The sequence below is a fragment of the Aquifex sp. genome (assembly GCF_056494385.1).
Map to the genome: position 1 here is coordinate 1 of NZ_JBSLZM010000025.1, position 21,062 is coordinate 21,062.

Annotated in this window: 21 protein-coding genes; 3 read left to right on the forward strand and 18 right to left on the reverse strand. The window is 43.7% G+C overall.

Annotated elements, in window-relative coordinates; genetic code table 11:
• Both ACWB1W_RS01930 and ACWB1W_RS01935 read left to right on the forward strand, forming a co-directional pair.
• The coding region (locus tag ACWB1W_RS01930; protein ID WP_479369712.1) for a hypothetical protein at positions 1-362 on the forward strand (362 nt) is incomplete at its 5' end.
• Between the two features lie 17 nt (positions 363-379).
• A complete protein-coding gene (locus ACWB1W_RS01935) occupies positions 380-754 on the forward strand; it encodes a DUF411 domain-containing protein (protein WP_479369713.1) in 375 nt (124 codons plus the stop codon).
• Here ACWB1W_RS01935 and infC read toward each other — a convergent pair whose 3' ends face one another.
• From infC to ACWB1W_RS02020, 17 genes are all read right to left on the reverse strand, one after another.
• Complete coding sequence (gene infC, locus ACWB1W_RS01940) at positions 755-1,282, reverse strand: translation initiation factor IF-3 (protein WP_479369714.1); 528 nt, start codon at positions 1,280-1,282, stop codon at positions 755-757.
• A gap of 10 nt (positions 1,283-1,292) precedes the next feature.
• The gene (locus ACWB1W_RS01945) at positions 1,293-1,688 is read right to left on the reverse strand and encodes a hypothetical protein (protein WP_479369715.1); all 396 of its coding nucleotides are present in this window, start codon (positions 1,686-1,688) and stop codon (positions 1,293-1,295) included.
• A gap of 96 nt (positions 1,689-1,784) precedes the next feature.
• A complete protein-coding gene (locus ACWB1W_RS01950) occupies positions 1,785-2,630 on the reverse strand; it encodes a fumarate hydratase (RefSeq protein WP_479369716.1) in 846 nt (281 codons plus the stop codon).
• Positions 2,608-3,615 carry a malate dehydrogenase gene (gene mdh, locus ACWB1W_RS01955; RefSeq protein ID WP_479369717.1) on the reverse strand — a complete coding sequence of 336 codons (1,008 nt, stop codon included), beginning with the start codon at positions 3,613-3,615 and terminating at the stop codon, positions 2,608-2,610. Before mdh ends, ACWB1W_RS01950 begins: the two co-directional genes overlap by 23 nt.
• A complete protein-coding gene (locus tag ACWB1W_RS01960) occupies positions 3,612-5,591 on the reverse strand; it encodes an aconitate hydratase (RefSeq protein ID WP_479369718.1) in 1,980 nt (659 codons plus the stop codon). The genes mdh and ACWB1W_RS01960 overlap by 4 nt, the downstream gene beginning before the upstream one ends.
• Before the next feature lie 44 nt (positions 5,592-5,635).
• Positions 5,636-6,409 (reverse strand): indole-3-glycerol phosphate synthase TrpC, encoded by a 774-nt coding sequence (gene trpC, locus ACWB1W_RS01965; protein ID WP_479369719.1) that lies wholly within the window; start codon positions 6,407-6,409, stop codon positions 5,636-5,638.
• Positions 6,363-7,865: a murein biosynthesis integral membrane protein MurJ gene (gene murJ / locus ACWB1W_RS01970; protein ID WP_479369720.1), complete on the reverse strand. Its 1,503-nt coding sequence runs from the start codon at positions 7,863-7,865 to the stop codon at positions 6,363-6,365. The genes trpC and murJ overlap by 47 nt, the downstream gene beginning before the upstream one ends.
• 4 nt (positions 7,866-7,869) lie before the next feature.
• The gene (gene fbp, locus ACWB1W_RS01975; RefSeq protein WP_479369721.1) at positions 7,870-9,015 is read right to left on the reverse strand and encodes a fructose-1,6-bisphosphate aldolase/phosphatase; all 1,146 of its coding nucleotides are present in this window, start codon (positions 9,013-9,015) and stop codon (positions 7,870-7,872) included.
• Between the two features lie 15 nt (positions 9,016-9,030).
• A complete protein-coding gene (locus tag ACWB1W_RS01980; protein WP_479369722.1) occupies positions 9,031-9,414 on the reverse strand; it encodes a hypothetical protein in 384 nt (127 codons plus the stop codon).
• A 33-nt stretch (positions 9,415-9,447) separates the two neighbouring features.
• Positions 9,448-10,362 (reverse strand): FliM/FliN family flagellar motor switch protein, encoded by a 915-nt coding sequence (locus ACWB1W_RS01985; RefSeq protein WP_479369723.1) that lies wholly within the window; start codon positions 10,360-10,362, stop codon positions 9,448-9,450.
• Positions 10,359-11,087 (reverse strand): SDR family NAD(P)-dependent oxidoreductase, encoded by a 729-nt coding sequence (locus tag ACWB1W_RS01990; RefSeq protein WP_479369724.1) that lies wholly within the window; start codon positions 11,085-11,087, stop codon positions 10,359-10,361. Before ACWB1W_RS01990 ends, ACWB1W_RS01985 begins: the two co-directional genes overlap by 4 nt.
• A complete protein-coding gene (locus ACWB1W_RS01995) occupies positions 11,084-11,536 on the reverse strand; it encodes a c-type cytochrome biogenesis protein CcmI/CycH (protein WP_479369725.1) in 453 nt (150 codons plus the stop codon). Before ACWB1W_RS01995 ends, ACWB1W_RS01990 begins: the two co-directional genes overlap by 4 nt.
• 36 nt (positions 11,537-11,572) lie before the next feature.
• The gene (locus tag ACWB1W_RS02000) at positions 11,573-12,043 is read right to left on the reverse strand and encodes a DUF2795 domain-containing protein (protein ID WP_479369726.1); all 471 of its coding nucleotides are present in this window, start codon (positions 12,041-12,043) and stop codon (positions 11,573-11,575) included.
• Positions 12,044-12,136: 93 nt separating this feature from the next.
• Positions 12,137-14,407: an endonuclease MutS2 gene (locus ACWB1W_RS02005; RefSeq protein ID WP_479369727.1), complete on the reverse strand. Its 2,271-nt coding sequence runs from the start codon at positions 14,405-14,407 to the stop codon at positions 12,137-12,139.
• Positions 14,404-15,591 carry a dicarboxylate/amino acid:cation symporter gene (locus tag ACWB1W_RS02010; RefSeq protein ID WP_479369728.1) on the reverse strand — a complete coding sequence of 396 codons (1,188 nt, stop codon included), beginning with the start codon at positions 15,589-15,591 and terminating at the stop codon, positions 14,404-14,406. Before ACWB1W_RS02010 ends, ACWB1W_RS02005 begins: the two co-directional genes overlap by 4 nt.
• Positions 15,592-16,407: a thiazole biosynthesis adenylyltransferase ThiF gene (gene thiF / locus ACWB1W_RS02015; protein ID WP_479369729.1), complete on the reverse strand. Its 816-nt coding sequence runs from the start codon at positions 16,405-16,407 to the stop codon at positions 15,592-15,594.
• A 44-nt stretch (positions 16,408-16,451) separates the two neighbouring features.
• On the reverse strand, positions 16,452-16,913 hold the full coding sequence (locus ACWB1W_RS02020; RefSeq protein ID WP_479369730.1) for a Fur family transcriptional regulator: 462 nt from the start codon (positions 16,911-16,913) through the stop codon (positions 16,452-16,454).
• 59 nt (positions 16,914-16,972) lie between these two features.
• Between ACWB1W_RS02020 and ACWB1W_RS02025 the strand changes: the two genes are divergently transcribed.
• Positions 16,973-18,685 (forward strand): chloride channel protein, encoded by a 1,713-nt coding sequence (locus ACWB1W_RS02025; protein ID WP_479369731.1) that lies wholly within the window; start codon positions 16,973-16,975, stop codon positions 18,683-18,685.
• A 109-nt stretch (positions 18,686-18,794) separates the two neighbouring features.
• On the opposite strand, the gene ACWB1W_RS02030 is transcribed toward ACWB1W_RS02025, so the two are convergent.
• On the reverse strand, positions 18,795-20,693 hold the full coding sequence (locus ACWB1W_RS02030; RefSeq protein ID WP_479369732.1) for an NADH-quinone oxidoreductase subunit G: 1,899 nt from the start codon (positions 20,691-20,693) through the stop codon (positions 18,795-18,797).
• Positions 20,694-21,062: the final 369 nt, after the last annotated feature.

Below are 21,062 nucleotides of genomic sequence, written 5' to 3' on the forward strand. Positions count from 1 at the left end.
TCCATGGATTAAAGGAAGGGGACAGAGTCGTAGTTAGGGGAACATTCCTTCTTGACGCAGAAGCGCAGATAAGAGGACTATACGGAGAAGCTGCAGCACCTGTTCACCACCATCACCATGCACCCATACAACCCCAAGAACAACATAGGGAACATAAACATCATAGTATGCCTTCCCAGCATAAACACTCCGACGAGCCTATCCAAATGCAACACGAAAATAGTATCAAGGACCATAAACACATGGATATAGAAGAAAAGAACAGAGGAAAAGCCCATGAGCATATGCATATACACCAAAAACATGGCCATGAGGAAAAAAGGGATGAAATTAAGTACCATAATGGGGGTCACAAACATTAACCTTTAGGAGGTGTGTTATGAAGTTTTTAACTCTCTTTTTGGCTTTCTCTTATCTCATATTTGCTAATGTAGTTCTTGAGGCTTTCTATAATCCCCGATGCGGTTGCTGTCACAAATACTTCAAAAAGTTAGAAAAGGAGGGATTTACCGTTAAACGAAATCCTATATCCTACAATGAACTTGTTCAACTTAAAGCCCACCTGGGCATACCTTTGGACAAACGTTCATGTCATACAATGCTAACGAGAGACGGAAAGATAATAGAGGGACACGTTCCACCCAAAGCTATAAAGGAAGCCCTAAAGAAGAAAAACATAAGAGGAGTTTACTCCCCCCATGGTCAAAAAAGTGCTATGGGAGATTATGAGGAAAACTATGAATTTTTCAAGTGATTACTTCTTTCTCTTAGGTGCTAAGACGAATATCATAAAGTTCCCCTCCTTTTTCGGGGGAACTTCTACTTCAGCTAAATCCTGAAGCTCGTTTATTATCCTTTCCGCGAGCTTCTTTCCGAGTTCGGGGTATATGTTTTCTCTTCCCCTGAACCTCAGCCATACCTTTACCTTGTCCCCTTCCTCAAGAAACTCCCTCATGTGCTTCAGTTTTACCTGGAGGTCATGTTCGTCTATTCTTACCTTCATTCTTATGTCTTTTACCTCTATCTGGTGCTCTCTCTGTTTCTTTCGTGATTCTCTCTCCTTCTTCTTAAGCTCGTATTTGAACTTTCCGTAGTCCATTATCTTACAAACGGGTGGATTAGCCTGTGGTGCTATCTCTACGAGGTCAAGGCCTTTTTCTTCTGCAATTTTTAGGGCCTCCTCTAGGGGAACTATACCTATCTGCTGACCGTTTTCGTCAATAAGTCTGCACTCCTTCGCCCTTATCTGTCTGTTTACCCTATACTCCTTTAACTTACCCATACAGCCTCCTCTATAACGTTTTTATTAAGACATAACTTGCGATCAAGAAGTTAATAAATAGAATTAAAAGGGATACGTAAGACATATTCCTGAACTTTACCCTATCAGGGTGATAGTAATCAAGCTCTTCAATATTTCCTAACCTTCTCTTGAACTCCTTTAGCTTCTTTGACCAAAGAACGTTAACCGCCAAGCCTAAGATTAATATAAGACCTTTTAAAAACTCAAACAACAGTGTGTAAACCAGGAGAAGAATAAAGGAAATACGGTAAAACCTCCAGAGAAGTTTTCCGTAAAAATGTCCCGCCAAGTTCTTACTTTTTTCCGTTCTGAGAAGAACGGGTGAAACTACAAATATTAGGAGAAACAGGGAGCCCGTGTAGAGAGAAAGGATATACTCAGCCATGTTTTTTTCTTAACTTCATCAAGGCAAGCCTAAACAAAAAGCCGGAGAGGAACATAACGGTTATTATACCTATGAAGGCAAATAAAAGTAAATACTTCATATCACCCTCTCTGCGTGTCTATTTGCATGACACTGGATATTTACCGCAACAGGAAGTGAAGCTATATGACAGGGGTACATCTCAACCTTTACATCTACAGCTGTAGTCGTTCCTCCGAATCCCATGGGGCCCCAGCCTATTTTGTTAATCTCTTCAAGGAGTTCCTCCTCAACCTTAGCTATAAGGGGGTTTTCATGTCGTTTTCCTACAGGTCTTAGGAGTGCCTTCTTAGCAAGGTAGGCACAATACTCAAAGTTTCCCCCAATTCCCACACCTACCGTGAAAGGAGGACACGCGTTAGGACCTGCGAGTTTTACCGTCTCAAGTATAAACTTTTTTACTCCTTCCCAACCGTCCGCCGGCTTTAGCATTGCAAGCCTTGAGGTATTTTCGGAGCCGGCTCCCTTAGGTGCTACAGCTATCTTTATCCTGTCGCCCGGAACAACCTCGTAATGGACTACAGCAGGTGTGTTGTCCTTCGTGTTTTTCCTCTCAAAAACAGGGTCCCATACCATTGAGGCCCTGAGATATCCCTCTTGTGTTGCTTCCCTGACACCTTCGTTTATGGCTTCTTCAAGGGAGCCACCTACTATGTGAACGTCCTGTCCGAGAAAGACAAATATAACGTCAACACCCGTGTCTTGACAGTAGGGCATACCTTCTTTTTCCGCTATTTCCGCATTCAGGAGTATCTGTCTGAGAACTTCCTTTCCAACTTCGGACTCCTCCCTTTTTAGGGACTCCTGGAAGGCTACCCTAACCTCTTGAGGTAGTTTACAATTAGCTTCTATAATAGCCTCTCTTACAGCGTTCTTTATCTCACTTACGTGCACTTCCCTCACTTAGTATCGCCTCCGCAACTTCTACAGTTTTCCTAACGGACTCAACAGAACGCTTCCACATTTCCCTTTCTTCTTCTATCATAGGCACTTTTATAACTTCTTCAACCCCATTTGACCCGAGTTTCACCGGAACACCCACACAGAAGCCCTGAACACCGTAATACTCTCCCGCCTCACCGTCAAGGTAAACACTGCAGGGAAGTATCCTTTTGCTGTTTTGAACAAAAGCCTCAACCATATCAACTATAGCGGCTGCAGGAGCGTAATAGGCGGACGTTCCCATAAGGTTAACTATCTCACCACCTCCGAAACGAGTTCTTTCAATTATCTTCTCAAGTTTATCCTTAGGAAGAAGGTCCTTTAAAGGAATCCCTCCGACGTTTGATATGGATATGAGAGGGACCATCTCGTCCCCGTGTCCTCCTATAACGTATGCGTGTATGTCTTTGGGAGAAACCATAAGTTCTTCGGATATGAAGGTTTTAAACCTTGCGGAGTCAAGGACTCCGGCCATACCCACAACCCTGTTTTTAGGAAAACCGAGGAGCTTGTAGGCCACGTAAGTCATTACGTCAACAGGATTCGTAACGACGATAACTATCGCATCGGGAGCAAATCTCTTTATCCTGTTCGCTATCGTTGAGATTATCTTTATGTTGGCCTCAAGGAGGTCCTCCCTGCTCATTCCCGGTCTTCTCGGAAAGCCCGCTGTTATCACGACTATATCCGATCCCTCAAGGGGTTCGTAACCCTCACCCTCCGGCGTTACTGTGTATCCCTCAACCTTTGCGTCTATGTCCATAGCCGAAAGCATCTGTTTTATATCAAGAGCTTTTCCCTTTACGGGTTCAAAAACTTTTTCTTCCGTCTTCCTCGGTATATCAAACATCTTGACATTCGCTATGTTTCTAAGGAGGAGAAGGGAGGCAACGTGCTCCCCCACGTTCCCCGCACCGACTATGGATACGGTTTTCTTCATTCTCATGCATTTACCTCCCTCTTTTGTTTGTTCTTTATGTAGTTCAGTCTTCCTCCCGCTATGAGTATTTCCTTCTGTGCGGGGGTGAGGTTATAGGTGCAAAGGATTTCCTCTCCCGTTGTCTTGTTTATCACAACTATATCCTCTCCCTTCTGGAGTCTCTCTATAAGGTCGGGAATTTCTATCTCATCCCCGAGGGAGAACTTATCGTAGTCTTCCTTATTCTTGAACTCAAGAGGAACTATACCGAAGTTAACGAGGTTTGCGTGGTGTATCCTGGCGAAGGATTTAGCTATAACCGCTCTCACTCCGAGGAATCTGGGGGCGAGTGCAGCGTGTTCCCTTGATGACCCCTGTCCGTAGTTCTCCCCACCTATTATTACCCCTGCCTTTCCTTTTTCCTTAAGCTTCTTCATCCTTGGAACGAACTCGGGGTCTACATAGTGGTAAACGTATTCGGAAATGGCGTATATGTTTGACCTTAAGGGTAAGATTTTTGCTCCTGCAGGCATTATGTGGTCGGTCGTTATGTTGTCCTCAACTATTAGGGCAACTTCTCCCTCTATCTTATCGGGCAGCGGTTCAAACTCCGGCAAGGGTTTTATATTCGGACCCCTGTATATTTCAACCTTTTCCCTTTCTTCCTTGGGGAGAGGAGGAATAAAGGCCTCGTCCCCGTAGGGGAATTTCTGGGGCATCTCAATCCTTACCCACTTCACACCTTCCCTCTTGGCGAGCTTCCTGGGGTCTATAATCTCTCCTGCTATTGCCGCAGCTACACAGGTTTCGGGAGATGCAAGGTATACCTTAGCATCGGGTGTTCCCGCTCTTCCCTTAAAGTTTCTGTTGAAACTTCTTACGGACACACCGTCAGTAGGTGGTGCAAAGCCCATACCTATACAGGGTCCACAGGCGCTTTCAAGTATTCTTGCTCCCGCTTTTAGGAAGTTAAGAAGTGCCCCGTTTTGGGTTATGAGCTCAAGGGCTTGTTTTGAACCGGGGGCTACCGCAAACACTACATCCGGGTGAACCCTTCTTCCCTCAAGGAGTTTTGCTGCCCTCGTTAGATCAACAAAAGAGGAGTTTGTGCAAGAACCTATTACGACCTGGTCAACTTTTATTCCCTCTATTTCCCTTACGGGAACTACGTTGTCCGGAGAGTGGGGTTGTGCTATGAGGGGTTCAAGCTCGGATAGGTTAATCTCTATGACCTCGTCGTATTCCGCATCGGGGTCAGGGAGAAGCTCTATCCAGTCCTCTTCCCTTCCCTGAGCCTTAAGGTAAGCCCTCGTTATCTCGTCGGAGGGGAATATTGATGTGGTAGCTCCGAGCTCCGCTCCCATGTTTGTTATCGTAGCCCTTTCGGGAACGGAAAGCTCCTTAACGCCCTCTCCGAAGTACTCAAATATCTTTCCGAGACCGCCTTTTACCGTAAGTCTTCTCAGGAGTTCAAGAATAATGTCCTTAGCTGTGACCCATTCGGGCATTTTTCCTTTTAGGTGGACTCCCACTATTTTGGGCATCTTAAGGTAGAAGGGCTCTCCCGCCATAGCCGCCGCAACGTCAAGACCTCCTGCACCTATTGCGAGCATTCCCATACCGCCCGCCGTAGGAGTATGTGAGTCGGAACCTAAAAGCGTCTTTCCGGGCTTTGCGAACCGTTCAAGATGAACCTGGTGACATATTCCGTTTCCGGGTTTTGATAGCCAAATTCCGAACTTCTTTGCCACGCTCATTAAGTACTTATGGTCGTCTGCGTTTCTGAAGTCGGTCTGGAGCATGTTGTGGTCTATGTAAGATACCGAAAGTTCTGTCTTCACTTCGGGAACGCCCATAGCTTCAAACTCAAGGTAGCACATAGTTCCCGTTGCATCTTGGGTAAGGGTCTGGTCAATCTTTATCGCTATCTCTTCTCCCGGCTCCATCTTGCCGGAAACAAGGTGGTTCTTTATGATCTTCCAAGCCACTGTTCCTTTAGCCATACTAACCTCCTTTCAAAACAATTTTAAAATACAGTTTTAAAATTTTAAAATCCCATAAGCTCCCTCAGCTTTTTATAAGGGTTTTCACTCTTCATCAAGGAGGTTCCAACGAGAAAGGCATCAACCTGGTGGTTCATAAGTTCAAGAACTTCCTCCCTTTTACTTATACCGCTTTCGGCTATAACAAATCTTGCACCGAGCTCTTTTACTTTAGGTGCAAGCTCCTTGCTCCTCTTTATATCAACCTTAAAGGTTTCAAGGTCCCTGTTGTTTATCCCTATTATCTTTGCTCCGACATCAAGGGCTCTTTTCGCTTCGTCAAGGGTAAAGACCTCAACGAGTGCGGACATCCCGAGCTCCTCGGAAAAACGAAGTAATTCCTTTAGTTCTTTTTCAGAAAGCATTCTAACTATGAGAAGGACAATATCCGCTCCGAAAGCCTTCGCCTCAAGGATGTTAACCTTATCAACGGTGAAGTCCTTTCTCAAAAGGGGGAGCTTTACCGTTTCCCTTACTCTTTTAAGGTCTTCAAGAGAACCCTTAAAGTAATGGGGTTCGGTGAGGACGGAAATGGCTACAGCTCCTGCCTTTTCGTAAAGTTTTGCCTGTTCCTCGGGTCTTACCTCTTTGATTGAACCTTCGGAAGGAGATGCCTTTTTTACCTCCGCTATTATCTTTGTTCCGCAACTCACGAGGGATTTCTCAAATTCGTAGTGCTCTTTTCTTTCCTCAATGAGTTTCTCAAGCTTTCTTATGTATTCAGGAGATGTGTTAAGCTCCTTTTCCTTTAAGGCTCTTATCTCTTCCAGAAAACCCATACTTTATTAACTTAACAGTTGTTTCTTCCCTAAGTAGGAAAAGAGATAAAAAGTATATGATTCCGAAGAGGGGAATGAGGAGAACGTGAAAGGCAGGATTTTTAATATTTTCCTTTGCAAAAAGGATAAGTATAGACATAATTAAAGTTGAGGCTGAGACTTTCGCGATAAAAGAAGCTCGGGGAAAAATGTTGATTTTCATACGAGCGTAGAGGTAAAGGAGTGAAGATATTGAGGATATAAGCGCGCCTGCGGGAAAGGCAATAACTCCGTATCCGAAGATAAATATAAGTGTTGACGTGACAAAAGCGTCAACGAATACACCTAAGAACGAGGCGTTAACCGGAGTTTTTACGTCACCTTTAGCGTAAAAAAGGGACTTAAAAAGGTGTTGAAGGGAGAAAAAGGGAACGGACAACGCGTAAATGCTAAGCATAGATGCGGTGTAAAAAACGTCGGTCTCGGTAAAATCACCCCTGTGGTAAAGAACTCTGACTATATCTTCCGAAAGGAGGTAAAGTCCTGCTGAGGAGGGAAGGGTAAAAAGGAGAATGAGTCTAACTCCGCTTTTTAGATTTTCCTCTTTCCCCTCACCCGAGGAAACGACCGCGAGGAAAGTATTACTAACACTTATAGAAAAAAGACTTATAGGAAGGAGGTATATCCTGCTCGCATAGTATACGTAAGATATACTTCCGACTTTTAGAAAGGAGGCGAGAAAGGTATCTATAAAGAGGGAGAGCTGGTTTGCGGAAAAGCTACCCAGGGTTAAGAAAAACCTTTTAAGAAAACTTTTAATCTCTCCGTCAATCCTCAAAGAGGGTTTAATAATGCCTTCTTTTTTTAAGAATAAAATTAAGTTTGGCGTTACCTGAAAAACTCCTCCCAGAAGAACACCTGCGACAAGTGAATAACCGCCGAGTTTATGAACAAACAGAACTAATGAGATAATAAAAAATAGGTTAAACAAGGCTTGGGAAACTGAAGGAACGAAAAAGAGACCCCTTACCATTAGAACAGCCATCGTGAAAGCGTAAAGGGAAACGAGAATTAGGTAAAAGAACGTAAACCTTAAAAACTCCACGGCGTAGATATAGGTTTCCTTACTTTTTATGCCGGGTGCTACAACGCTTACGATAATAGGGGAAAAAAAAGCGCCGAGGGCTGCAACAACAGAGGAGAGAAAGACTAAAAGACCAAGAACCTTAGATAAAAACTCCTTTTCTTTCCCGTCCCTTATTTTTTCCCCGTAAATGGGTATAAATACAGCGTTAAATCCTCCCTCTCCGAATATCCTTCTGAAGGTATTCGGAATTCTGAAGGCTATAAAGAAGGCGTCCGATATGTGGGAAGCACCGAAAAAGTAAGCTAACGTTCCGTCCCTTACGTATCCGAGAACCCTGCTCAGGAGTATACCGAGGAAAAGTAAAAGGGAACCCCGGAAGAGACGGGACAAAGCTTTAGTCCATATCCTCTTTTTCTATCTTCTGTTCTTCGGAAAGTTTCTCTACTTCGGTGTCGTAAAACCTTCCCTCAAGTTTCTTGAGAACTTTAGGAAGGGTTGTGTATTCCATTTCTTCCGCGGGAAGTCTGTGAGGTTCAAATATTCCCTGTCTTCTGAGAATATCGGCCATGTCCTGAGCGACCATCCTTGCCTTATCAAAGGCCGGGTCTTTAAACATATCAGCGGGGCCTATTAACTTTCCGTTGGCTATTTGGTACCCAGCGCCAATTACCCTGGGAGGACCGTCAAATCTTGAAGGTCTTGCATCTTCAAAGGATACTGGCATAAGTGGACCGTTGTGTGAACCTCTCATCCAACCCTCAACTATCCAGGGTCTCGCGAATGGCTCAAGTATCTCACCTACCGCGGGAAATCCGCTCTGAGCACGAACTATGAGAACCGGGTCGTCCTTTCCTACGTACTGTCCCGCTATAAGTGAAAGCCTTTGAGTTGACGCAGTAGCAGCTATCTCCCCGTCATAATTCCTGTAGACGTTTTTAACAACGTATTTTCCTACAGAACCTATAAGTGCCAGGAGGTCGTAAAGCTCCGCGGGGGTGTTTAGCTTAACCGCCTTTCCCGTGTAAACGTCAAGGACTTCAAAGGTAAACCCTTCGTGCATCTTAGGGTCTATTACGAGCCCTGCTGTGTTCATAGGGTCTGCAAACATCTCGTAAAGGGGTAAGTTCCACGCACTCGGAGAGGTTTTATCTGCGAAGAAGACTATCACGGGTTCCGAGGGTCTTTCTTCAAACTCCATCTCCGCAACGCCGGGCCCCATACCCTTCACGTTTCCGCTGAAGGTATCCGTAAGTAAATCCTGCCCGGCTCCGTAAAGCTTGAGTTTCTTTGCAACCTCCGTTCCCTTTTCAAAAGCTTCCCAAGCTATCTTGTGAACGAGTTCCGCATCAACACCGTGGGTGTGAGTCATAACTATGGCGATATCGTCACCGCAGGTGAGAATGTCGGAGTCTATAAGGTTACCCTTCTCTACCTCTTTTTCTACATACTCTTTTACTGTGTTAACAACTTCGGGATGTGTGGAAGAATGCCCAACATACCCCCCTATGTCAGCTTTAATAACACTTAACGTAATCTTCATATCTTCCCTCCTTGTTTAAACTTTTAACTCCTCAAGTTTCTTCTCTATCTCGGATAACTTATTTTCAAGTTCCTTCACCTGAGCCATTATTTTAGGACAGTACATTATCTCTCCCTTTGATATGTATTTAGCCCTTTTCTTCAGCTCCTTTATTCTCCTCCTTATCTTCCTGTAGTCCCTAAGGTAGAACCACCTTGCTATGGCGGAAGCTGTCTTTAGTATATCCTTGTCATACCACCTTAGTTCCCTTTTGAACCTTCTTCTTTCCCTTGCAGGTGCGTGTATGCAAAGTATCTGAACTTCCTTTCCCTTTCCGTCCTTAACGAGATTTTCCATAACGGCCCTGAAAGAGCCCTGATACTTTTTCTTTTCCTCTCCTACCTTTGCCCACAGTTCCATTCCCTTACCTCCGTCTTTCCAGAATTTTTTATTTTACAGTATGTCCGTTATCTTTACAGCTCTCTTGCCTTTAACCTCCCCCAGTTCTCCTTTAAACTTTAAAACACCTTGAACGTATACGTCAACCTTATCGGAAACCGATTTTCCCGTTTGAAGTGTTATTTCCTTTTCCAGGTCTGTCACCTCTTTCAAGGGAATTTTCTTCTTTAGAATTGTTACTTCAAGTCTTAAGGGAACACCAAGGAGTGCCCTAAGGAGCTCTTTTTTTTCTTCGGGGTTAGGTTTTGATAGGGTTATCTCTTCTTTTAATTCCTTCAGCACGTATAGGGGAATGGCGATTATAAGCTTTGTATTCATCTCCTCAAGCTCAAGGGAAAACTCACCTAAAAAGTAGTCGTCGTCTGCATCTACGTTATGGATATCCCGGTAAGTCTGACACTCCTTCACGGGTACGGTGAAAAATCCGTTCCACTCTCCCTTTATTACCTCACATAAAGTTTTTATAAGTCTTTGTAGGATGCTAAGTTCTAGTCGGGAGAAAGGTTTCCCTTCAAGCTCAATCGGGGGTCCCCCGAGCATGAGACTTATGAAGTTATAAGCTGTCTTTGAATCAATTATGAAATACATATCGCCTACGTTATTAATCCCTGCACTTAAAAGTAAAAGAGGGGGACTGAACTGGGGGAGAACTTTTGAAAGAGGAGATTCCTTTCTTGAGCTTAACTTAAGTTTAAGGGGTGTAAGTAAAAGCTTCCTTAATTCTTCCTCAAGCTTTTCGGCCAGGTTATTCAGGAACTGTTCAAGCCTTATGTATTTTTTGGGGGATATCTTTTCAAGGGCATCAAAATCAAAGGGTTGCGTTCCCTTCGGGACTTTTTTCTCCCTTTTCTTTTCAAGGGTTTCCATCAAGAGTTCTATCTCTTCTTTTGAAAGAACCTCGTCGCTCATTCGTAAACCCCGTATTTATTAATGAACTCTTCGTATTCCGGAAATTCCCTCACGTCAACAAAGGAACCACTTTCAAAAATCTTGAGTTTGGGAAGTATCGTGAATATAAACTCTGCTGCCTTTTCTGGAGTAAGTTTTAGGGAACGCCTTATCCTTCCAACCGAAGGAAATTTCTCCTCGTCCGCAGACATAACCTCTCTGAGCATAGGTGTTAGAACAAGTCCGGGAGCAACAGCTATAACGTGAGTTTCGGAAAGTTCCCAGGAGTAAAGTTTAAGGAGACAGTTAAAAGCAGCTTTTGATATGGAGTAGGCGTTCCAGCCCCTGTTACAGTTCCTTGCAGCACCCGACGAAATTCCGATAAGGAGGTCTATCTTCACCTTCAGTTCCACAAGCGTGTCTATTATCACCTTATTAGCCCATAGGTTAACCTTCATAACCTCTTCCATCTCGTGGAGAGAGATATCCTTCATATCCTTAAGCTCTCCGAGCACACCGGCATTCAGTATAACTGTGTCTATCTCCTTTGCGTCTTTTAAGAGTTTCTCAACCCATACAGGAATTCTCTCAAGTGCTCTTAGGTCCGCCTTTTGAAACTTTATCTTTCCTTCAAACTCCCGGGGAAGATGCCTGCCTATGGCGTAAACTTCGTAATTTCTTTTTAAAGCTTCCTCAACTAAAGCCTTTCCGAGACCCGAACCTATACCCGTTATAAAGAGCTTCATTCTCTTCCCTCAAAGACCTCGTTTATTACTATTTTTACATTCTCCTCTCCCGCTTTTGCCTGAGCTACACCGTATATGTCACCCTCCTTAAAGCCCGCGGTAGCTTCTCTGGAGAGCCTTGCCATTATTATCAGTTCCCCTTCTATAAATTCTTCCGGGTTTATTTTGTGTTTCCCCGTAATTTTGAACCTGTAAGGGAACTCGGGATTTTTAACCCTTAGCACCGCAACGGGGCGGGCTTTATCGGGTCTCCTTACCGAGATAATGAGGAACTTATCACCCTCCGGGATTTTTTTCTTCAGCTTTTCGTCAATAAAGACAAAACCTTTAACGTATTGTTTTTTATACTTCTCAAGGATTTTCTTACCTTCAGGGGTTTTATACTTTGAGGGAATATCTTGGCAGGAGCTTAGGAATAAAACTGGAAGTAAAAAAATTAAATACCTCATTCAAATAATGATAAAAGGGAAAAAGGAAAAGGAAAATTAAACTTGGCCTTGTTCTTCTAATTTCTTGACCGCTACCGCCAGCTGGTGGAGAAGCTCCGCGGGTGTTTCTACTTGCTCAACTTCCATTGCGTCAATTACCTTCTCAATAGGAAGACCTCTCCAGTAGAGTCCTGCAAGCTTTTCCTTTAACTTTTCCTTTGTCATAGGGAAGTGTTCCCCGTGAATCCTCTTCAGAACTTCAGCAGCCCAACGTATTCCCTTTCTCGTTTCTTCGGGAATTTCTCCCCTTTCCTCAAGGACGTGAACAGCTTCTGCTACACAGTGGAGAACGTCCTTAGGGCTTTCCATTGTATCACAGGGGACTTCTTCAACGACCCTTTCCGCCGGAACCCCCTTGATGCTGAGACCCGAAACCTTTTCCTTTAATGTGTCCTTTGTGATAGGATAATTAACTCCGGAGAGTCTTTTTAAAAGTTCTGCAGTCCATCCGAGTGCTCTTCTTGGCATCTTTCCCACCTCCTTTTAGGTTTTTTTCTACAATTTGAATTTATTACTTATATCATAATTGTCAAGTCTTTTGTAAGAATTACTGATAAATTTCTACTCACTTTTAAGGTAAACTACCGTAACCCCTGCTCCTCCTTCCTTGGGGTAAGCGTCCCTGAAGAACTTAACTTTATCGTTCTTTGAGAGAAACTCTCTTACAGCACTTTTCAGTTTCCCGCTTCCTATTCCGTGAATTATCCTCACAACTTTCAGACCGGAAACGTAAGCCTCCTCTATAAACTTCTCAAGTTCCCTTATCGCGGTTTCCGTATCCTTCCCTACCAGGTTTACCGTGTTCTTTTCAAGAACGGGTGTTTCTATAGGAATTTGTGGTTGTGTTTCTCTTATCTCCTCTTCTGCCTTTTCAAGGTCTTTTACATCAACCCACATTCTTAGGCGGTCGGTTACAACGTATGCCTGATTCCCTTTAACGTCTAGAACCTTTCCTTTTCTTCCCATGAAGAGAACAGTATCCCCCCTCTTTATCTCCTTCTTCGGAGCCAGCTTCTCAATCTCCCTTCTCTTCTCCTCTATGAAGATTTTTATCTCTTTCTTTTCCCGGGACTTCTTGAGAAACTCTTCCGACTCTTGAGTAAGCTTTCTTAAAAACTCCCTTGCCTCTCTGTATGCTTCCTTCCACCCTTTTTTCTTTGCCTCTTCGTACTCCCTTTTTAACCTCTCAAGCTCCTCTTTTTCTCTTTCAATCTGCTTTCTCAGTTCTTCTATTTTTTTATGCTCTTCTTCGTATCTCTTTACGTAGTCCGATAACTTTTCCATAGCCTTTATGTATTTCTCACCGAACTCTCCGATGTGTTTCTTTGCTATTTCTATCACCTTTTCGGGAATACCGTATTTTTGTGCTATGTAAAAAGCAAGGCTCTCCCCTACGGTGTTGTATGCAATTCTGTATAGGGGTCTTAAGGTCTCCCTATCAAAGAGGACACTTGCGGGTGTATAGTAATCGGAACTCGTTGCGTAAAGCTTTATCGGTGTGTGGTGAGTAGTAACGAAGACCCAGGAGTTTTTATCCTTCAGATACTCAAGAATTCCTATACCGAGTGCGGAACCCTCTATGGGGTCAGTTCCTGCTCCGAGCTCGTCTATGAGGACGAGGGTATTCTCGTCGGACTCATTTATAAACTCAGCTATATTCTTAACGTGTGCCGAAAAAGTTGAGAGACTCTGTTCTATACTCTGTTCGTCTCCGATATCCGCAAAAACCTTATTAAATACGGGAAGCTTGCTTCCCTCCTTTACGGATATGGGAATACCACTCTGGAACATCAAAACACTAAGGCCTAAGGTTTTTAAGGCTACCGTTTTTCCTCCCGTGTTTGGTCCGGTGAGTATTAAGCCCTTCTTGCTCTTGAGAATTATATCTATGGGAACTACATCGTCTTTAACTTCAAGTAAAATAGGATGTCTAACGTCGTAGAGCTCAACCCATTCGCCGAACTCGGGAAAGGTGCCGTTAATTTCCCTCCCGAACTGATACTTGCAGTTTAGGAAATCAACGAGAACACACGTCTTAAATCCTTCGCTTATCTCCTTTGCATAATCACCTATGTATTCTGTAATTCTTTGGAGAACCTTTCTCACTTCCTCCTCTTCTTTTTGCTTTAACTCTGTTAGCTTGTTGTTGAGGTGTATAACGAACTGGGGTTCTACGTAGGTTGTGTATCCCGATGAGGAGGTTCCGTGAACTATACCGAATATCTTCTTAACGTGGGAGGTCTTTACGGGAATTACGTATCTGCCGTTTCTTATCGTGATTATGCGGTCCGCAAGGAACTTTCCCGCTTCAGGTCTATTTACAAGGCTCTCAAGCCTTTTTCTTATTTCGGTTTCTATACTCCTTATCGTCTTTCTTACCCTTAAAAGCTCGTCACTTGCTTCATCCCTAACAAAACCCCTTGGGTCTATACTTGACCTTATTAAGTTCTCAAGGGGGGATAGAACGGTTAGGTTTTTGTAAATCTTCCGGAGGGACTTTAACTGATTAACGTTAGGTGATAAGAACCTTTTTAGCTCCCTTATTAGCTCAAGAACTCTAAGAATGCTGAGGATTTCCTCAACACTCAGAACCGCACCTTCAAGTTTTGCCTTTTTTATGAGCTCCCTTATGTCCCGAAACTCAAATAGGGGAATACGGTCTGCAATTTCCCAAAAATCCTTCATTAACTCAATCTCTTCCTTTACTTTTTCTTCCTCGGTAAAGGGCTTTAGGTTTTTTATTTTCTCAACGGTAGCCGGTGAGTGAGCAAAGCTTATCAGCCTTTCTTTTATCTTGTTAAACTCAAGTTTTTCTAAATCCTTCTCCCTCATTTCACGAATCTATTTAATATTTTTGCACCGTTCAGGTCTCCCCATACGTTTACAGCGGTTCTCAACATATCAAGAAAGCGGTCAACAGCTATTATAAGTCCTATACCTTCAAGGGGAATTCCCACAGAGCTCAGAACAAGGGTAAGTAGTATAAGTCCCGCTCCGGGAATAGCCGCAGCACCTATTGAGGCAAGTGTAACCGTTAGGAATATAATAGCCATCTGAGAAAGAGAAAGGTCTATCCCGTAAACATTTGCCAGAAACACCGCAGCGACGGACTCGTAAAGGGCTGTACCGTCCATGTTAACAGTTGCACCTAAAGGAAGAACAAAGCCCGCAACCTCTTTCTTAACCTTACCTTTTTCCCTTGCAAGTTCCATTGATACGGGAAGGGTTGCCGCACTTGATGCTGTGGAGAAGGCAAGAAGAAGCGCTTCCCTAACGCTTAAAAAGTATTTATATGGATTATACCTTCCGAATATAAAAGCTATTAATGGAAGGTTTATAAAAGCGTGTATGAGAAGGCCGAGAATAACGGTAAAGGCATACTCCCAAAGAGAGATAAAGGCTTTAACACCTACGGCGGCAATTATGTAAGAAACGAGTGCAAAGACACCGAGAGGTGTAAGTAAAACAACCCACTTGGTAAGGTTAATAAGAGCGTCCCCCACACCTTCAAAAAAGTTTTTAATAATCTCCTGCTTAAACCTGTCTATTGTTAAAACCGCAAGTCCCAGCAGTATGGCAAATATTATTATCTGGAGAACTTCTCCCTTTGCAAGGGACTCAACGGGATTTTCGGGAATGAGACTGAGGAGGAACTTCTCAAGGGAAAAAGGCTCAACACCGGGTTTTTCACCGACTATGTTAAAACTTTCACCCTTTCCGGGCTGAATCATGTTAACGAGAACCAAACCTGTAAGAACAGCCATTCCCGTCGTGGTGAGGTAGTAAAGTATGGTCTTAATTCCTAAATCCTTAAACTTGTTTATATGTTCAAGGTTTAGTATAGCGGTGAAGACGGAGGCAAACACGAGGGGGACTATTATCATCTTAAGCAGTCTTATGAATAAATCCCCGAAAACTTTTATGCTTTGAGCAAGCTCGGGGAACTTTAAGCCGAAGGGAATAGCCAGAATAAGGGCAAAGAGGGTTAAATTCTCAAGGGAAAGGAGCTTTTTCACTTAAAACCTGACCTCACAGGCCTGGTCGTATTCTATGAGTTCCTTAATCTTGGGGTTTTCACCGCAGAGGGGACACTTGGGATCCTTTCTTAACTTCACTTTCCTGAAGTCCATGGATAGGGCATCCATTATGAGTAGCTTACCGACCAGGGGTTCACCTATTCCGAGGAGAAGTTTTATCGCTTCAGTTGCCTGTATGCTTCCCATTATGCCACCGACGGAACCCAGTATTCCTGCTTCCTGACAGGAGGGAACAAGTCCCGGAGGTGGAGGTTCGGGGAATAGACATCTATAGCAGGGGGATTCTTCTTTCTTTCTAAAGTCAAAAACTGTGCACTGACCTTCAAACCTGAGCATCGCCGCGGAAACGAGGGGCTTTCCCGCAAAATAACAGGCATCGTTTATAAGGAACCTGGTCGGGAAGTTATCGGTTCCGTCAAGGATAACGTCGTAGTCCTTGATTATATCCATTATGTTGTTTTTGTTTATCTTCGTGTTGTAAGTTATTACCTTGACGTCAGGGTTTAAAGCCTCAAGGGTTTTTTTCGCACTCTCTACTTTAGGAGTTCCCACCCTTTCGGTTGTGTGAAGTATCTGCCTCTGGAGGTTTGAGAAATCCACAACGTCGTAATCAACTATGCCTATGGTTCCTACACCGGCGGCTGCGAGGTAGTATAAAGCGGGAGAGCCCAGGCCACCCGCTCCTATTACGAGAACTTTTGACTCAAGGAGCTTAGCTTGTCCCTTCCCGCCTACTTCCGGAAGGATTATGTGTCTCGCATACCTCTTTATCTGCTCCTCGGTGAAGTTAAACATGCATATAAATTATATACGTTCCCTTTCTTAGGAAAGGGTTTTTATCAGGAGATTTTCTCCCTACACTCTTTACAGAGTCCGAAAATCTCAAGTCTGTGATGGGTTGGTTTAAATCCGTATTGTTTGCATATCTCGTCCTGGAGTTTTTCTATATCTTCGCTTACGAACTCAATAATTTTACCGCAGTTAGTGCAAACAAGGTGGTCGTGATGGGAACGACCCACGACGAACTCATATATGGTTTTATTGTTCTTCTTTATAACTTCTTTTACCGCTCCGAACTCTTCAAGGAGTTTAACGGTTCTGTAAACCGTTGAACGGGACACCTTTTTATCGTTCTGGGTTGAAATCCAGTTAACGAGTTCCTCTATCTCAAAGTGTTTATTGTAGTTGGCTATCAGGTCTATAAGGTCAAGACGGGAACGTGTAATCTTCATGTTTTTTCTCTTTAAAAATTTTGCAAACTCTTTTTTTAGTTCCTCCGTGCTCACACTCATTAGTATCATAATATATTAGTAATGATTCTCAATTTCCAGTGAATTTTATGATATAATTGGAATTTATAATGCTCCGTAAGTATTTACTTCTCCCCGTCCTGATAGGTATTTTTACAGGTGTAGCTGCAATTCTCTTCGTTGAAGCACTTGAGTTAATAACCAAGGTTTTCCTTGAAGGAATAGTGGGTTACTATCAGCCTTTACCCTCCGGGGAAGGACACAGGGAAAACTTTACTTTTCAACCTCTTCACCCATATTTGCTTCCCTTTACCGTAGCCTTCGGTGGGCTTATTTCCGGGTTGCTTGCATACTTCTTAGCTCCTGAGTCCGCAGGTGTTGGAACAGATGCGGCAATAAAGGCTTATCACCGCAGTAAGAAACTCTCCTTAAAATCCTCGGTGGTGAAGCTGATAACCTCCGCCGTAACCATAGGAACGGGAGGAACGTCCGGAAGAGAAGGTCCCATAGCACTTATCGGTGCGGGAATAGGCTCATCAATTGCAGACTGGTTTAAGCTGAAAGAGTCGGAAAGGAGGGAAGCCCTCGCGGTAGGTCTCGGTGCCGGAATAGCGGCAATTTTTAAAGCTCCTCTTGCCGGTGCGATAATAAGTGCGGAGGTCTTTTTCAAGAGGGACTTTTATATTGAGACTATGATACCGAGCTTTATTGCTTCCGTCGTTTCCTACAGCATTTTCGGAAGTGTTTACGGGTTTCAGCCTATCTTTTCCGCTGACATTCCACCCTTCAGGGAAGTAGGCATCTCGGGACTTATCGCTTACGCTATTCTCGGTCTTGTCTGTGCCCTTTTTGCAAGACTCTACGTGAATACCTTTTTCCTTGTAAGCGATACGTTTAGAAAACTTTCTCTTCCTGAGTATGTAAAACCTGCGCTAGGGGGCTTCATAGCGGGCATAATAGGAATGCTCTTTCCCGTAGCCATAGGAAACGGATACGGGTGGATTCAACTCATACTTGACGGTAAGGTAAACGATTACCTTTTTACCCTGACGGGAGTTTTCGGTGTTATGCTCGGTGTTTCCTTTACGATAGGTTCGGGCGGTTCGGGAGGTGTTTTTGGACCTTCGGTTATGATGGGCGGACTCTTGGGAGCTTCTTACAGCCTTTTTGTGAAAAAGGAGTTCGATATCTCTCTTCACGTTCCTTCCTTCACAATTGTTGGGATGGTGGCACTTTTTGCCGCAGCTGCGAAAGCTCCGTTATCTACCCTAATACTCATAGCGGAAATGACGGGAGGGTATGACCTTCTCGTTCCCGCTATGATAGCTGTATTTATAGCTTACTTCCTGAGCGGAGAAAAGAGCATATTCCCGAGCCAGGTAAACACAAGGCTTGACTCCCCCGCCCACCAAGAAGAGTTCGGCCTATACATTCTTGAAAGGTTATGCGTTAGGGATTACATGACCTCCCGGCCTGTCACCATTCACCCGGGAGCAACTCTCCAAGAAGCCCAGAGAATTCTTTCGGAAAAACTTATAGGTGGTATTCCCGTGGTAAACGGGAACAAACTTGTGGGTATAATCACGAAGAGCGATATAGCAAAAGTTCCCCCCGAAAGGAGGAATACTGTAAGGGTTTACGAGGTTATGAACAGGAACGTTATAACTGTGAAAGAGGAAGACAGTCTATCGGACGTTTTGAGAATTATGTCAACTAGAGGTATAGGTAGGCTTCCCGTTGTTAAGGATTTGGCAAACAGGGAAGTTATAGGAATAATAACTAGGGCGGACATAGGAAGAGCTATAAGGGAGTGGAAGAAGTGAGCTTAGGTGAAATTCTCAGCTTTCTTTTTATACTCCTATTCCCGTGGGTAATTCTCCTTCTTTACTGGAAGATGCAGTTTAAAACTATAAAGAAAAAGTATAAAAGAGATTAAAGGGCACGCTCGTAGTAAACCTCTATATCTTTGTTCTTCTCGTAAAGCCTTGATAGATTTGCACTCCTTTGGGTTATCCAGTTATTTCTGTAAAGGTGAGGGTTAAACTTCCTTTCGGGAAGCTTTTCACTTCTTGCTACTTTCAGTTCCCCTTCATCTTTGAAGTTTTCCCCGAGATACTTCCAGAAAGCTATATCGTCAAAAGCCCAGGGAAGGAACTTCTTTCCTTTAACTTCACCGAAGAAGGTTTTATAGGTTCCTTCGTTTTCTCCCATGAGAGACATAGGAATTCTTATGTGGGCGTATTGGGAAAGCCCGTCTCTGAAGGGACTTACAACAACAAGGTGCTCAAGCTTCTCGGATAGTTCTGCAAATGTGTTCATATCGTAAAACTCAAGAACCTCCTCACCGAAAACTATGAGGTTCTCAAGCTCTCCCTTTTGTGCCATCTCAATTACAGCAGAAAGGTCCGAGTAATCGCTCTTTAACACCTCATATAGGTAGAAGGTGTTTCCGTCCTTAGGAACGGGAATAACTTTAGCCCCCTTGTTCCTCATCTCTTTTAGAACCTGCGCGGTTTCCTTCAGATTTCCGTTGAGTGCGTGGGGTGTAACGAGAACGTAAACATTTCCCTCAAGATTTTTAGCCTCTTCAAGGGTTATCTCTTCGGGATTAAACTTTCCGTCCCTTACCGTCCTTCCTATCTTGTAAACCTTTTTACCGTTAATGGGATATGAGAGAACCGTTGCTACGGACGTCAGGTCGTCCCCTATAAGAACGAAGGTATCTCCCTTCTTCAGCTCTTCGGGACTCACAATATCAAAGTCCCCCAGCTCCTCCGTGAACTTGAAGAAGTCAACGGTCTGGGCACACGTAACGTATGCTCCGGCGGATTTTGAGATTCTCAGAACCTCGTCTATTATCTCCTTCGGAAGGTATGCGGAAAGTATTACACCCGTTTTACTTCCGTGCTCCGTGAGAAGCGTTGTAAGGAGGTTAACAACGTTTCCGGGTGTTTCTTCTCTTCCCTTTACTTCCGTTTTGAGAAGCCTATAGTGATTTATGGAGTCGTAACCGAAGAAGGCCTTTGCACATATGTTAAGTTCTTCAGTTGGTTTCGTTCTGTAAACCTTTCTCTTTGAACGCCAGTCTCCCACTCCGTATTCAAGCTGTATCTCACACCCGACGGGACAGAGATTGCATACGGTTTTTCCTTTCTCAACGAGCCAGCTTCTGGTCCAGTATTTGAAGGGTTTTGAGATTATAGCTCCTACGGGGCAAACATGAACACATATACCGCACATCTCGCAGGTTGAGGTATCCATAGGTCTTACCGCGGGAACGATGTTTGAGTGAAATCCCCTATCCTCAACGTATAGGGCGTGTGCTCCCACTATCTCATCACATGCCCTTGTACAACGGTAACAAACGACACACCTGTTTGAGTAGTACTCAAGAAACTCACTTTCCCAGTCGTATTCCTCCCTTTCCTTCTCAAGGGCGGAGATAGGAACTATCTGTTTCTGTGGCCCGTATATGGCGCCGAGATTCTGAAGGTCACACTCTCCTGCCTTATCGCATATAGGGCAGTCCAAGGGATGCCTTGTCATAAGAGCTTGGAGGAGGTATTTCTGCTGGGTTTTCACTTGCTCACTCGTTCTATGGGTTCTTATTCTCATACCATCTTGAACGGGAAGGTTGCAGGATATAACGAGTCTATTTATGTCTTCCCAGTAAACAACACACATTCTGCAGGCGCCGGCTATGGAGAGCTTAGGGTGATAACAGAAGTATGGAATATCTATACCGTTCTCAAGGGCTACCTGAAGAACAGTCTTCCCCTTTTCCGCCTCTATCTCCATATCGTCTATGTATATCTTCACCTTCTCAGCCATAGGAAACCTCCTCTATAAATTATATGTATTAAGGTATTAAGTATGAAAAGGAGTTTTCTGATAACAATGAGAGGTTGAGTATAGGCATAGATAAGCCTTCCCGTGATGATATGTTTGTTTAGTAAGTATTAACAAACTTAAAGGATTAAAAAAACCTAAAAATTAGGAAATAAATATTTTACCCCTTTGATTTCTGGGCGGTCAATGAACCCCATAAAATTTATGTTAGTTCTAACTAACCGAAAGTTTTAAGATTTGAGGTTTTGCTTACAAAATCAACAAGTGTGAACCTCCCGGGATTTTGGGGAGATTAGAGGTTCACGGGAAATAAACTCCACTTGACGACTCTTAAAGAATTCTATAAAATTT

Bases quoted from the DNA above. Each gene is read 5' to 3' on its own strand.
- ACWB1W_RS02000 (WP_479369726.1), bottom strand. From the start codon at position 12,043: ATGCCAAGAAGAGCACTCGGATGGACTGCAGAACTTTTAAAAAGACTC.
- ACWB1W_RS02030 (WP_479369732.1), bottom strand. From the start codon at position 20,693: ATGGCTGAGAAGGTGAAGATATACATAGACGATATGGAGATAGAGGCG.
- mdh (WP_479369717.1), bottom strand. From the start codon at position 3,615: ATGAGAATGAAGAAAACCGTATCCATAGTCGGTGCGGGGAACGTGGGG.
- ACWB1W_RS01935 (WP_479369713.1), top strand. From the start codon at position 380: ATGAAGTTTTTAACTCTCTTTTTGGCTTTCTCTTATCTCATATTTGCT.
- ACWB1W_RS01945 (WP_479369715.1), bottom strand. From the start codon at position 1,688: ATGGCTGAGTATATCCTTTCTCTCTACACGGGCTCCCTGTTTCTCCTA.
- ACWB1W_RS01980 (WP_479369722.1), bottom strand. From the start codon at position 9,414: ATGGAACTGTGGGCAAAGGTAGGAGAGGAAAAGAAAAAGTATCAGGGC.
- ACWB1W_RS01960 (WP_479369718.1), bottom strand. From the start codon at position 5,591: ATGGCTAAAGGAACAGTGGCTTGGAAGATCATAAAGAACCACCTTGTT.
- ACWB1W_RS01985 (WP_479369723.1), bottom strand. From the start codon at position 10,362: ATGAGCGACGAGGTTCTTTCAAAAGAAGAGATAGAACTCTTGATGGAA.
- ACWB1W_RS02005 (WP_479369727.1), bottom strand. From the start codon at position 14,407: ATGAGGGAGAAGGATTTAGAAAAACTTGAGTTTAACAAGATAAAAGAA.
- thiF (WP_479369729.1), bottom strand. From the start codon at position 16,407: ATGTTTAACTTCACCGAGGAGCAGATAAAGAGGTATGCGAGACACATA.
- ACWB1W_RS01995 (WP_479369725.1), bottom strand. From the start codon at position 11,536: ATGAGGTATTTAATTTTTTTACTTCCAGTTTTATTCCTAAGCTCCTGC.
- ACWB1W_RS02020 (WP_479369730.1), bottom strand. From the start codon at position 16,913: ATGATACTAATGAGTGTGAGCACGGAGGAACTAAAAAAAGAGTTTGCA.
- fbp (WP_479369721.1), bottom strand. From the start codon at position 9,015: ATGAAGATTACGTTAAGTGTTATTAAAGCTGACATAGGGGGGTATGTT.
- ACWB1W_RS02025 (WP_479369731.1), top strand. From the start codon at position 16,973: ATGCTCCGTAAGTATTTACTTCTCCCCGTCCTGATAGGTATTTTTACA.
- infC (WP_479369714.1), bottom strand. From the start codon at position 1,282: ATGGGTAAGTTAAAGGAGTATAGGGTAAACAGACAGATAAGGGCGAAG.
- ACWB1W_RS01990 (WP_479369724.1), bottom strand. From the start codon at position 11,087: ATGAAGCTCTTTATAACGGGTATAGGTTCGGGTCTCGGAAAGGCTTTA.
- trpC (WP_479369719.1), bottom strand. From the start codon at position 6,409: ATGGGTTTTCTGGAAGAGATAAGAGCCTTAAAGGAAAAGGAGCTTAAC.